Source organism: Pantoea sp. JZ29 (assembly GCF_035190385.1).
Classification (GTDB): Bacteria; Pseudomonadota; Gammaproteobacteria; order Enterobacterales; family Enterobacteriaceae; genus Pantoea; species Pantoea stewartii.
In genome coordinates this window covers 4,289,194-4,301,976 of record NZ_CP045241.1, presented here as the reverse complement: position 1 = coordinate 4,301,976, position 12,783 = coordinate 4,289,194, and the positions used below count along the sequence as shown (strand labels likewise).

The window sequence follows — 12,783 nt, the reverse complement described above, 5'->3', positions numbered from 1 at the left end:
GGCGGACTCCACTCGTACAAATTCGATAAGAAAAAGTAGGCACTAATCTAAGAAACGTTCATTTTTGACACAGACGAAAGAAAGCGCCTGCGACCGCTATCAGCGGTTTTCCACCCCGCAACCATCGGAGGATCGCCAGAGGAAGGGCGGATCATAGCGCAAAGCGCGACAGAGATCTTCCCTTTCTACACAGTTTTTCTCCTTTTTATCCACAGGGCATGAACGCGGGTAAAAGTCTACGCCTGCGGCAGAAAAAACCACCTGGGATCGTGCTGAATGATCCAAATTTTCGGACGGCTTCTCGTTTTTGACGTGTGGCAGGCGAATTTGATCGCAATAAGATCCTGCGCGATCCTTGCGCTTTAACGCAGACCCCGTATAATTCTCCCCCCGGCGTTGTCGCGTAAAGCCCAATGCCCGGACTCAGCGGGCTGTATCCGGGTTTTCTGGCACCGCGACAAGCGAAGTAAATTGACTCGGGACTGTACAATTATTACAATCCCGCCTCTTTATTAAAGACACATTGAGGCGTCGGTCTGTTTGTTGGCCCGAAAACGCGTCACCCAGTGAAAATTTTCAAGTTTAGGTAGAAATCGCCATGAAACGCACTTTTCAACCGTCCGTACTGAAGCGCAACCGTTCACACGGCTTCCGTGCTCGTATGGCTACTAAAAATGGTCGTCAGGTTCTGGCACGTCGTCGTGCTAAAGGCCGCGCTCGTCTGACCGTTTCTAAGTAATAAAGCTAACCCTGATGGGTAAGCTCGCATTTCCCAGGGAGTTACGTTTGTTAACTCCCACTCATTTCACTTTCGTCTTTCAGCAGCCACAACGGGCTGGCACGCCGCAAATTACTATTCTCGGCCGCCTTAACGCGCTGGGGTATCCCCGCATCGGTCTTACCGTCGCGAAAAAACATGTGAAACGCGCTCACGAACGTAATCGGATCAAGCGATTGACCCGCGAAAGCTTTCGTCTGCGTCAACATGAATTGCCGTCGATGGACTTTGTGGTGGTCGCGAAAAAGGGTGTTGCCGATCTCGATAACCGTATGTTGGCGGAAGCGTTGGAGAAATTATGGCGTCGTCACTGTCGCCTGGCGCGCGGTTCCTGATCGTCCTGATACGCGTATATCAACGCGGTATCAGTCCATTGCTGGGGCCACACTGTCGGTTTCATCCGACCTGCTCTCAATACGGAATTGAGGCCTTACGCAGGTTTGGCGTGATAAAAGGCAGTTGGTTGACTTTAAAACGCGTATTAAAATGCCACCCTTTGAACCCGGGTGGTGACGATCCTGTGCCGCCAAAAACCTTTGATACCAGAGAACATTAACGATGGATTCGCAACGCAATCTCTTTCTCATCGCTTTTCTGTTCGTGTCTTTCATGATCTGGCAAGCCTGGCAGACGGACCACGCTCCGAAGCCATTGCAGACCCAGACCACGCAAAACACCAACAGCGCTGCCGGTGATGCTACCGGTGTTCCCGCCAGTGGCCAGGGTAAAACGATCACCGTTAAGACCGATGTCCTGTCATTAACCATCAACACTCGCGGTGGCGATGTTGATCAGGCGCTGCTGCTGACTTACCCGGATAAGCTGGGTTCTGACAAGCCGTTTGAGCTGCTTGAAACCACACCATCGTTTGTCTACCAGGCGCAGAGCGGTCTGACTGGCCGTAATGGTCCGGACAACCCGAACAACGGTGCGCGTCCGCTGTATACCACGGCACAGGATCACTTCGAACTGGCTGACGGTCAGAGCGAGCTGCGTGTTCCGATGACGTTCACAGCTGAAAACGGCGTTGTCTATACCAAAACGTTTGTGTTCAAGCGTGGCGACTATGCAGTTAACGTTGATTACAACATTAACAACACCAGCCAGCAGCCGCTGGAAGTGTCAATGTTTGGTCAGTTAAAACAGACCATCGATTTGCCTAAGCACCGCGATACCGGCAGCAATAACTTTGCGCTGCATACCTTCCGCGGTACGGCTTACTCCACCAGCGAATCGAAATACGAAAAGATTAAGTTCGATACCATCGCCGATAACGAAAACCTCAACACCACCACCACCAATGGCTGGGTGGCGATGTTGCAGCAGTATTTCGCTACCGCCTGGGTGCCGCGCACGCAGGGAACCAACACGCTTTACACCAGCAATCTGGGAAATGGCGTGGCGGCTATCGGCTATAAATCTGCGCCGGTCACCGTTGCACCGGGTGCACAGCAGGCACTGGATGCCACACTGTGGGTAGGTCCGGAAATTCAGGATAAAATGGCCGCGATTGCGCCGCATCTTGACCTGACTGTGGACTATGGCTGGTTATGGTTCATCTCTCAGCCGCTGTTTAAACTGTTGAAGTTCATTCACAGCTTTATCGGTAACTGGGGCTTCTCCATCATCATCATCACGTTCATCGTGCGTGGCATCATGTACCCGCTGACGAAAGCGCAGTACACCTCGATGGCGAAAATGCGCATGCTGCAGCCGAAGATTCAGGCGATGCGTGAGCGTTTAGGGGATGATAAGCAGAAGCAGAGCCAGGAAATGATGGCGCTGTATAAGGCTGAAAAAGTGAATCCGCTGGGTGGCTGTCTGCCGCTGGTGATTCAGATGCCTATCTTCCTGGCCTTGTACTACATGCTGTCTGGCTCGGTTGAACTGCGTCATGCGCCGTTTATTTTATGGATTCATGACCTGTCAGCGCAGGATCCGTACTATATTCTGCCGATCCTGATGGGCATCACCATGTTCTTCATTCAGAAGATGTCACCGACGACGGTGACCGATCCGATGCAGCAGAAGATCATGACGTATATGCCTGTAATTTTCACCGTGTTCTTCCTGTGGTTCCCGTCAGGTCTGGTGTTGTACTACATCGTCAGTAACCTGGTGACCATTCTCCAGCAGCAGCTGATCTATCGCGGGCTGGAAAAACGTGGCTTACACAGCCGCGACAAGAAGAAAGCGTAAAACCGTCGCGGGAGGTCTCCCGCGATAAAACAGGTTATGCTCAGGCGGTCAAAGCGACCGCCTTTGTTTTTTGTAGTGAGAGAAAATGTATGAGCCATAGCGATACCATTGTTGCTCAGGCCACGCCGCCCGGACGCGGCGGCGTTGGCATTTTGCGTGTTTCCGGTCCGCAGGCCGCCGAGGTTGCCCGCCAGGTGCTGGGTAAACTCCCTAAACCACGTTATGCCGACTACTTATCGTTTAACGACAGTGATGGCAGCGTGCTGGATCAGGGCATCGCGCTATGGTTTCCTGGCCCCAACTCCTTTACCGGCGAGGATGTGCTGGAGCTGCAAGGTCACGGCGGCCCGGTGATTCTGGATCTGCTGCTGAAACGGATTGTGGCCCTGCCCGGATTACGTATCGCGCAGCCTGGGGAGTTTTCTGAGCGCGCGTTTCTGAACGACAAACTCGATCTGGCCCAGGCCGAAGCCATTGCCGATCTGATTGACGCCAGCTCAGAACAGGCCGCGCGTTCGGCGGTAAATTCCCTGCAAGGCGCATTCTCTGTCCGTGTTAACCAGCTTGTGGAAGCCCTGACTCACCTGCGTATCTACGTGGAAGCGGCCATTGACTTTCCAGATGAAGAGATCGATTTCCTGTCTGACGGCAAAATCGAAGGGCAGCTTAATGCTGTCATTCGCGATCTCGATGCGGTGCGCGCGGAAGCCAGACAGGGCAGCCTGCTGCGCGAAGGGATGAAAGTCGTCATTGCCGGTCGGCCAAATGCCGGAAAATCGAGCCTGCTAAATGCACTTGCCGGGCGTGAAGCGGCTATCGTCACGGATATCGCCGGCACCACGCGCGATGTGCTGCGTGAACACATCCATATTGATGGCATGCCACTGCATATCATTGATACCGCCGGTTTACGCGAAGCCAGTGATGAGGTGGAACGTATCGGCATCGAGCGCGCCTGGCATGAAATAGAACAGGCGGACCGCGTGCTGTTTATGGTTGATGGCACCACCACGCAGGCGACCGAACCGGCGGAAATCTGGCCCGATTTTGTCGCTCGCCTGCCGTCTCAACTGCCGATCACCGTGGTGCGCAATAAAGCGGACATCACCGGTGAAACGCTCGGCCTGACGGACGTCAATGGTCATGCCCTGATCAGACTGTCTGCCCGCACCAGCGAAGGGATTGATACCTTACGTGATCACCTCAAACAGACCATGGGGTTTGCCGACAATATGGAAGGCGGCTTCCTGGCGCGCCGTCGTCATTTGCAGGCACTGGAATTAGCCGCAACCCACCTGGAGCAGGGAAAACATCAACTGCTGGGCGCATGGGCAGGGGAATTACTGGCAGAAGAGTTGCGTCTGGCGCAGCAGGCGCTAAGTGAAATTACGGGTGAATTTACCTCGGACGATCTGTTAGGCCGGATTTTCTCCAGTTTCTGTATTGGTAAGTAGCTCAGCGGGCAGACGGCGGTGGAAATGTGCATCCAGAAACGCAATCCGCCGTGCGTTGCGCATCGGTTGCCGTAACGCAAGGTATGATAACGAGGGATAAGATTGCTCACGTTTTGCGGCGTGCCAGGTCATTCACACTAAACCGGGCGAATAGGCATCCAAAAGCGTGAACGCAACGTACAGGTTAAATACTGGATGTTTTCCTGGAGAGTTATATGACGATACCGCTCGATGATGCCGCGCTGAATACGTTGTTTTACCAGGCCCGTACGCACAGTCACTGGCAGCCTGAACCGGTGCAGCAGTCGCTGCTGGAGAAGCTCTATCAGATGGTTGCCCTGGCACCGACCTCGGCCAACTGCTCACCCGGTCGCTTTGTTTTTGTCACCTCCGCGGAGGGAAAAGAAAAGCTGAAGCCGGCCCTGGCCTCCGGCAACCTTGAGAAAACCCTGCGCGCCCCTGTCACTGTGATTATTGCCTGGGACAGCGAGTTTTATCAGCATCTGACCATGTTGTTTCAACATGCCGATGCGCGAAACTGGTTTACCAACACACCCGATCTGGTTAAAGAAACCGCATTTCGTAACAGTAGCCTGCAGGCAGGCTATCTGATCATGGCCGCGCGTGCGCTGGGGCTGGATGCAGGCCCGATGTCAGGATTCGATCCGCTTAAAGTGAACGCGGCCTTTTTTGCCGGTACCAGCTGGCAGGCCAACCTGCTCATTAACCTGGGCTATGGCTTACCCGACAAGCTCCCGCCCCGATTACCCCGGCTGAGCCTGGAGCAGGCCTGCCAGTTCGTCTGAGTTACTGGAGCGTTACGCGCTTACCGTAACGCTCACTGCTTTCCCGCCCTTTAGTCTGGTGCGTACGGTTTTAATGCGCGTCGATAAAGGCGATTTTCAATACAAACAGCAAGGCGACAATGACGACGCAGGGGCTGATTTCTCGCCAGCGACCGGTGCCCAGCTTCATCACACAGTACGCAATGAAGCCCAGTGCGATGCCTTCTGTAATCGAAAAACTAAAGGGCATCATGGCGGCAGTTACAAATGCCGGGACGGCTTCGGTCAGGTCATCCCATTTGACGCGGGACAGGCTGGCCGTCATCAGCACGCCAACATAGATTAACGCGCCTGCCGCAGCATAGGCCGGTACCATGGCCGCCAGGGGCGATAAAAACGTGACGAGCAGGAACAGAAGGCCTGTGACCACCGCCATCAATCCGGTACGGCCGCCGACAGCTACGCCGGAGGTACTTTCAATATACGCGGTCACCGATGACGTTCCTGCCAGCGCGCCCGTTACCGAACTGATGCTGTCGACATACAACGCCTGTTTCATGCGCGGGAACGTGCCTTTTTCATCAGCCAGTCCGGCTTTGTCGGTCACGCCAATCAAGGTGCCGGACGAGTCAAACAGATTGACCAGCATAAAGGAGAATATGACGCCTGCCATGCCGATGTTGAACGCGCCTTTAATATCAACCTGACCGACAATCGCGGTGACAGATGGCGGCGCAGAAACCACGCCCGTGAACGTCACGTCGCCCAGCAGCCAGCCCAACGCCGTGGTGACGATCATCGAAATGAGCACGGCGGCGTGAATGTTGCGTGAGGCCAGAATGGCGATAATAAAGAATCCCAGCGCACCCAGCAGCACATTGTGTGAGCTGAGGTTACCCACGCTGACCAGCGTATCCGGGTTGGCCACAATGATACCGGCGTTTTTCAGGCCCATCATGGCAATGAACAGGCCAATGCCAGCGGTGATGCCTACGCGCAGGCTAAGCGGAATATTGGCGATCATCCAGTAACGTACCCGCAACAGAGTCAGGATGAGCAGACCCAGTGCGCCCCAGAAGATGGCACCCATGCCGACCTGCCATGAGTAACCCATCGCGCCGACGACCACAAAGGCAAAAAAGGCATTGAGGCCCATCGCCGGGGCCAGGGCGACAGGAAGATTGGCAAACAGCCCCATCAGGATGCTGCCGAACGCGGCAATCAAACAGGTCGTTACGAACACTGCCCGGGTATCCATGCCTGCGACACCTAAAATCTGCGGGTTCACAAAAACAATGTATACCATGGTCAAAAACGTGGTAATGCCTGCGATCACTTCGGTACGAACCGTTGTACCATGCTCCTGCAGTTTGAATACGCGCTGAAAAAGGCCTTGTTTATTCATGCCATTTATCCAGAAGAAAATTTCACCGGCGCGTATCCTGGCGATTTTGCCCCGGCAATACAATGATTTTTCGCAACCGATTGCCATATCCCGGCCCCTCAGGGCCACGCTGACGTGTTAAGGTACCCCGAACAAAAGGAGGAGTCAGATGTCTGTTGAATGCGTCTTTTTCGATTGTGACGGTACCCTGGTTGACAGTGAAGTCCTGTGCACCCGCGCGTATGTCACCACCTTTGCCCAGTACGGGATTACGCTCTCTCTACAGGAGATGTTCGAAAAGTACAAAGGGGTAAAGCTGTATGACATCATCCGCGACGTCAGTGAAACGCATCGGGTCGCTCTGCCGCTGGAGGACGTTGAACCGGCCTACCGGCGCGAAGTGGCCCGTTTGTTTGACCGTGAACTGAAGCCGATAGCCGGTGCGAAGGCACTGGTCGGGCAAATGGCAGTACCGATATGCGTGGTGTCAAACGGCACGGTGAAAAAGATGCAGCACTCGCTGGGCCTCACCGGCATGCTGAATCATTTCGCTGACCGTCTTTACAGCGGTTACGATATTGGCCACTGGAAGCCCGAACCCGAGCTGATGTTTCACGCAGCCCAACAAATGCAGGTACCCGTCGAGCGCTGTATTTTGGTGGATGACTCCGAAGCGGGGGCGCGTGCCGGTATCGCAGCAGGCATGCCGGTGTTTTATTACTGTGCCGACGCTCATAATCCCGAACTCCATCATCCGCTGGTGACCGTGTTCACCGATATGGCCGCGTTACCCGCGCTGTGGCGCGCCAGAGGCTGGAACCTGACGCGCTGACTCAGGTCACCCAATGTCGTTTATCCACCCGACTGAGCAGCATTCCCAGTAATAAGCTGCCCACCAGCGTGACGGTAAAAACGGCAGGCAGGTCGAGCCAGGGACGCGCCATATCGTCATAGTGATGGGTGCGAATAAAATGGATGAACAGGGCGTGAAAGCCGTAGATGGGCAGAGAGTAGCGCGAAATGATGGCCAGACCGGGCAGCGTACGTTGATTAAAGGCATTTTTGAACACCACCAGCGCGCTTATTGCGGCAATGAATACCAGCGGTCCGCAATAGAGATACCACGTATCGTTAAAGGCACCATTAACGATTAACGCGCGCTTCGTACCCAGCATAATGACGGTCACGCAGGCCACAAAGGTCACGGCAGCCAACGGTGTGATAGCGCGTCTTTCTGTGTCCATGGTACCGATCGCCCGGCCTAATAAGGCGTAGAGCAGGTAATAGATACTGTCGCCGCTCAGGTAAAGGTTAATGGGCAACCAGTGAAAGCGCCCCCACGACTGATCCATGGTATTGGGATTCGCGAGGACCACCACAATCAGCACCAGTAGCGCCACGTAGCGCGGCCGCACGCTTTTTACCTGAATCAGGGGCGACAAGAGGTAAATCCCCATGAGCGCGAAGAAAAACCACAGATGGTAGAACACCGGCTTCTGCAGCATTTTTAAAATTGAACGGCCTTCGCCAATTGGCGTCAGCAGGCTGATATAAACCAGTGACACGGCACTGTAAAAAACCAGGCATCCCAGCAGTCGCCACAGGTGGCGCGGCTGCGTACTGCGTTCACCAAAGAACAGATAGCCTGAAATCATAAAAAACAGCGGCACACAGATGCGTGACGCTGAATTGAACAGGTTAGCAATATCCCACCAGTGACCTTTTATGGCCATCGGCCCGGTCAGATACCACGTTGTGGTGTGAATGACGATGACCATCAGGCAGGCAATCGCCCGCAAATTATCAATCCAGTAAATCTTTTGCGACATGGTGTCCTCTGGCGCAGTGCGTCCCGGTGCAAAGCGTAGCCAGTCGCGTCGACCTCAACAAGCGCAATAGCGGGGATTCAGAACCCTCTGTGCACAGGATCGCATGAAAACGCATAACCGTATCGGTTAATCAGGCGATGACAGGCCGCCAGCAGGCTAAATCTGACACCAAAAATCCACTCTCTCGGCTGCGCCGCCGGATTTCCGGCTGCATATCACGCGGTCAAAGGGTATACTGTCGCACTCTTTTTTTATCTAGCCGAACCGCGTGCGAACTCATCATGCAAAAGTTTGATACCAAGACCTTTCAGGGCCTGATCCTGACATTGCAGGATTACTGGGCGCGCCAGGGCTGCACCATTGTTCAACCACTGGACATGGAAGTGGGCGCTGGTACTTCACACCCAATGACCTGCCTGCGCGCACTTGGCCCGGAGCCGATTGCTGCGGCCTATGTGCAGCCATCCCGTCGTCCTACCGACGGCCGCTATGGCGAAAACCCGAACCGCTTGCAGCATTACTATCAGTTCCAGGTGATCATCAAGCCGTCGCCGGACAATATTCAGGAGCTGTACCTCGGGTCGCTGAAAGCGCTGGGTATGGATCCTACCGTACACGACATTCGCTTTGTTGAAGATAACTGGGAAAACCCGACGCTGGGTGCCTGGGGACTGGGCTGGGAAGTCTGGCTTAACGGTATGGAAGTGACGCAGTTTACTTATTTCCAGCAGGTCGGTGGCCTGGAGTGTAAACCGGTTACCGGCGAGATCACCTATGGTCTGGAACGTCTGGCCATGTATATCCAGGGCGTGGACAGCGTTTACGATCTGGTCTGGAGCGACGGTCCGTTAGGCAAAACTACCTACGGTGATGTGTTCCATCAGAATGAAGTGGAGCAGTCGACGTATAACTTCGAATATGCCGACGTCGATTTTCTTTTCACCTGTTTCGAACAGTATGAGAAGGAAGCGCAGAAGTTGCTGGCGCTGGAAAAACCGCTGCCTTTGCCCGCTTACGAGCGCATTCTGAAAGCCGCACACAGCTTTAACCTGCTGGACGCGCGCAAGGCGATCTCGGTGACCGAACGTCAGCGTTATATTCTGCGTATTCGCACCCTGACCAAAGCCGTGGCTGAAGCCTATTACGCTTCTCGTGAAGCGCTGGGCTTCCCGATGTGCAATAACAAAAAGTAAGAGGCAGCCATGACTGAGAAAACCTTCCTGGTGGAGATCGGCACCGAAGAGCTGCCACCGAAAGCATTACGTAGCCTGGCAGAAGCCTTTGCTGCCCAGGTGACGGCCGAGCTGGATGCCGCGAATCTGAACCATGGCGAAGTGAGCTGGTTTGCTGCACCGCGTCGCCTGGCGCTGAAAGTCGCCCATTTGAGCGCCTCCCAGCCCGATCGTGAAGTAGAAAAGCGTGGACCTGCCGTTGCCGCCGCCTTTGATGCAGCGGGCAATGCCACCAAAGCGGCAGAAGGCTGGGCACGGGGTAACGGTATCACGGTCGATCAGGCTGAACGTCTGAGCACCGATAAAGGCGAATGGCTGGTCTATCGCGCTCAGGTAAAAGGCGAAGCGGCGCAGGCATTGCTGCCGGGCATGATTGCCACGGCGCTGAGCAAACTGCCGGTACCGAAACTGATGCGCTGGGGCGATAGCGACGTGCAGTTTGTGCGTCCGGTGCACACCGTTACGATGCTGCTGGGCGATGAACTGATCCCCGGCACGATTCTTGGCATCAAGTCCGATCGCGTTATCCGTGGTCACCGCTTCATGGGCGAAAGTGAAATCACGCTTGAGAACGCCGATCAGTATCCTGATGTGCTGGAAAAGCGCGGTCAGGTGATTGCCGACTATCAGGTCCGCAAAGCCATGATCAAAGCCGATGCGGAAGCCGCAGCACGGCGTTTAGGTGGCGTAGCCGACCTGAGTGACAGCCTGCTGGAAGAGGTAACATCGCTGGTGGAATGGCCGGTGGTATTGACCGCCACCTTCGAGGAAAAATTCCTTAAGGTGCCGGCTGAAGCGCTGGTTTACACCATGAAAGGCGATCAGAAGTATTTCCCGGTTTATGACGCGGAAGGCAAACTGCTGCCAAACTTTATTTTCGTCACCAACATTGAGTCGAGCGAGCCGCAGCAGATTATTTCTGGTAATGAGAAGGTGGTGCGCCCGCGTCTGGCGGATGCTGAATTCTTCTTTAATACCGATCGTAAAAAACGTCTTGAAGATCATCTGCCGCGTCTTGAAACCGTATTGTTCCAGAAGGAACTCGGTTCGCTGCGTGATAAAACGGATCGTATTCAGGCGCTGGCGGGCTGGATTGCGGCACAAACGGGCGCAGATGTGAATCACGCCACGCGCGCAGGCCTGCTGTCAAAATGCGATCTGATGACTAACATGGTGTTTGAGTTTACCGACACCCAGGGCGTTATGGGCATGCACTATGCGCGTCATGACGGTGAAGCCGAAGATGTCGCTGTGGCGCTGAACGAGCAATATCAGCCGCGTTTCGCAGGTGATGATTTGCCGTCCAGCCCGGTAGCCTGTGCGCTGGCCATTGCTGATAAGATGGATACGCTGGCCGGTATTTTCGGCATCGGTCAACATCCTAAAGGCGATAAAGATCCCTTTGCTCTGCGTCGTGCCGCGCTGGGCGTTTTGCGCATCATCGTGGAAAAAAATCTGCCGCTTGATCTGCAAACGCTCACCGAAGAGGCCGTACGTCTGTATGGCAGCAAGCTGAGCAATGCGAACGTGGTTGATGACGTCATCGACTTTATGCTGGGCCGTTTCCGTACCTGGTATCAGGAAGAAGGCCACAGCATCGATACCTTGCAGGCGGTGCTGGCACGTCGTCCAACCCGTCCGGCGGACTTTGATGCACGTATGAAGGCGGTTTCGCATTTCCGTACGCTTGATGAAGCGGCCGCGCTGGCGGCGGCCAACAAGCGTGTCTCGAATATTCTGGCAAAATCAACAGAACCGCTGAATGACAGCGTTCAGGCATCACTGTTGAAAGAAAATGAAGAGATCCAACTGGCCACGTTTGTGACCGCCCTGAGCAGCAAACTGCAGCCTTACTTTGCAGAAGGACGTTATCAGGATGCGTTAATTGAACTGGCGCAGTTGCGTGAAGCGGTAGACAACTTCTTCGATAAAGTGATGGTGAATGCAGAAGACCCGGCGGTGCGAATTAACCGACTGACGCTGCTGTCGAAACTGCGTGAGCTGTTCCTGCAGGTGGCCGATATCTCGCTGCTGCAGTAATCGGTTCTGATACAGATAAAAGGGACGAGATATCGTCCCTTTTTTTATGCCGCCACCCGACCTGCTGGTGGCACTTTATCTTTTTGCGGACGCAATAAAAGAACTGACAACACCTGTGGTTGCGAAGGCGTCCTGGCAGCGCAGGGGCTGTTATTAAAGCCGGACGGCCACGAACCCTGTAAATGGACTGCGGCACTGCGCGGCGTGCAGCTTCAGAATGTCCAGGTCACGCCTGAAGACAGCGTCCAGAGATACTGTTGATCCGTCATCGGGCTGTCGCGGAGGGCCCCTGTAAGGAAGGTGACTTTGGGTTGCAGGTAGACATGGAAGGATTTTACAGGGTGCCAGTCAAACGCCACGGCAAGCCATGGCGTTACGCCCTGATGGTTCCAGGTCGGTAAACCACTGCGGGCAGATTCCTCTTCGCTTACCCCGTAGTAATAGCTTGCCTGCTGTTTACTGAGCCAGTCCACACCGGCCTGAGGATAAACGTCAAGTTGCATCAGAGAGACCTGGCCTGCCCAGGCAACCGTACCCAGCCATCCCCGGCTTTCGTTCAGCGTATCGCCAGACAATTCGGTTCGAAACGCACCAAGGGGCGTGATCTTCTGGTAGCTCATGCCGCCCATCATGGTGCTGTGGCGGATGCGTAACTGGCGGAGTGCCGAATCAGAGGTCTGGTCCGGATCAAATTCGTTATCCAGATACCACCAGCGCGCTTTCAGTTGTGTGGTGTCATCTTTGATAAAATAGGCGCCCACTTCTGTGCCATCAATATAGACATGATCATTGTCATAGCCCACATAGGGCAGGCCAGAAAACTGAGTTTTATACGCGCGATAGGGCGTAAAGTTCGCTTCCCCCTGCGCACCCAGGGTCAGCCCCTCAGCCCAGGCATGCGTAATATTACCGAGCAGGAGGCAACATAATGCCGTTCTGAAGCGTAATGGGATGGTCGTCATTTTGTCCGGTTATCGTCTGGCTGAGGCAGTGATCTGTCAGGCCTCACAGCCCGAAACGGGGCGTGAGCATACATAAAAATTTGTGCCGCCTTTTCATCCTGAGCGCGCGGGTTGTCTCAG

Annotated in this window: 12 protein-coding genes; 9 read left to right on the top strand and 3 right to left on the bottom strand. The window is 54.6% G+C overall.

The features are described from left to right. Positions 1-598: 598 nt before the first annotated feature. The 6 genes from rpmH (at position 599) to GC090_RS19880 (ending at position 5,237) form a co-directional block, all read left to right on the top strand. The gene (gene rpmH / locus GC090_RS19905) at positions 599-739 is read left to right on the top strand and encodes a 50S ribosomal protein L34 (protein ID WP_000831330.1); all 141 of its coding nucleotides are present in this window, start codon (positions 599-601) and stop codon (positions 737-739) included. Positions 740-753: 14 nt separating this feature from the next. Beyond that, positions 754-1,113 (top strand): ribonuclease P protein component, encoded by a 360-nt coding sequence (rnpA, locus tag GC090_RS19900; protein WP_013023999.1) that lies wholly within the window; start codon positions 754-756, stop codon positions 1,111-1,113. After that, complete coding sequence (yidD, locus tag GC090_RS19895; protein WP_006121380.1) at positions 1,077-1,334, top strand: membrane protein insertion efficiency factor YidD; 258 nt, start codon at positions 1,077-1,079, stop codon at positions 1,332-1,334. Before rnpA ends, yidD begins: the two co-directional genes overlap by 37 nt. A 2-nt stretch (positions 1,335-1,336) precedes the next feature. Then, positions 1,337-2,977, top strand: coding sequence for a membrane protein insertase YidC (gene yidC / locus GC090_RS19890; protein ID WP_058708563.1), 1,641 nt, complete (start codon positions 1,337-1,339; stop codon positions 2,975-2,977). Between the two features lie 89 nt (positions 2,978-3,066). Further along, on the top strand, positions 3,067-4,431 hold the full coding sequence (gene mnmE, locus GC090_RS19885) for a tRNA uridine-5-carboxymethylaminomethyl(34) synthesis GTPase MnmE (RefSeq protein ID WP_006121382.1): 1,365 nt from the start codon (positions 3,067-3,069) through the stop codon (positions 4,429-4,431). Positions 4,432-4,646: 215 nt separating this feature from the next. Next, positions 4,647-5,237, top strand: coding sequence for a malonic semialdehyde reductase (locus tag GC090_RS19880; protein WP_006121383.1), 591 nt, complete (start codon positions 4,647-4,649; stop codon positions 5,235-5,237). A 70-nt stretch (positions 5,238-5,307) separates the two neighbouring features. Here the strand turns inward: GC090_RS19880 and GC090_RS19875 are convergent, their stop codons facing one another. Continuing rightward, the gene (locus GC090_RS19875; RefSeq protein ID WP_033737296.1) at positions 5,308-6,621 is read right to left on the bottom strand and encodes an NCS2 family permease; all 1,314 of its coding nucleotides are present in this window, start codon (positions 6,619-6,621) and stop codon (positions 5,308-5,310) included. Positions 6,622-6,769: 148 nt separating this feature from the next. Between GC090_RS19875 and yieH the strand changes: the two genes are divergently transcribed. Further along, the gene (gene yieH / locus GC090_RS19870; protein WP_006121385.1) at positions 6,770-7,432 is read left to right on the top strand and encodes a 6-phosphogluconate phosphatase; all 663 of its coding nucleotides are present in this window, start codon (positions 6,770-6,772) and stop codon (positions 7,430-7,432) included. Between the two features lies 1 nt (position 7,433). Here the strand turns inward: yieH and GC090_RS19865 are convergent, their stop codons facing one another. Next, positions 7,434-8,429 (bottom strand): acyltransferase, encoded by a 996-nt coding sequence (locus tag GC090_RS19865; RefSeq protein ID WP_324020661.1) that lies wholly within the window; start codon positions 8,427-8,429, stop codon positions 7,434-7,436. 281 nt (positions 8,430-8,710) lie between these two features. Here GC090_RS19865 and glyQ point away from each other — a divergent pair, with 281 nt between their 5' ends. Together glyQ and glyS are read left to right on the top strand one after the other, a co-directional pair. After that, complete coding sequence (glyQ, locus tag GC090_RS19860; protein WP_006121387.1) at positions 8,711-9,622, top strand: glycine--tRNA ligase subunit alpha; 912 nt, start codon at positions 8,711-8,713, stop codon at positions 9,620-9,622. Between the two features lie 9 nt (positions 9,623-9,631). Then, a complete protein-coding gene (gene glyS / locus GC090_RS19855; protein WP_039339182.1) occupies positions 9,632-11,701 on the top strand; it encodes a glycine--tRNA ligase subunit beta in 2,070 nt (689 codons plus the stop codon). 212 nt (positions 11,702-11,913) lie between these two features. On the opposite strand, the gene GC090_RS19850 is transcribed toward glyS, so the two are convergent. After that, positions 11,914-12,663 (bottom strand): MipA/OmpV family protein, encoded by a 750-nt coding sequence (locus tag GC090_RS19850; RefSeq protein WP_324020660.1) that lies wholly within the window; start codon positions 12,661-12,663, stop codon positions 11,914-11,916. Positions 12,664-12,783 lie beyond the last annotated feature (120 nt).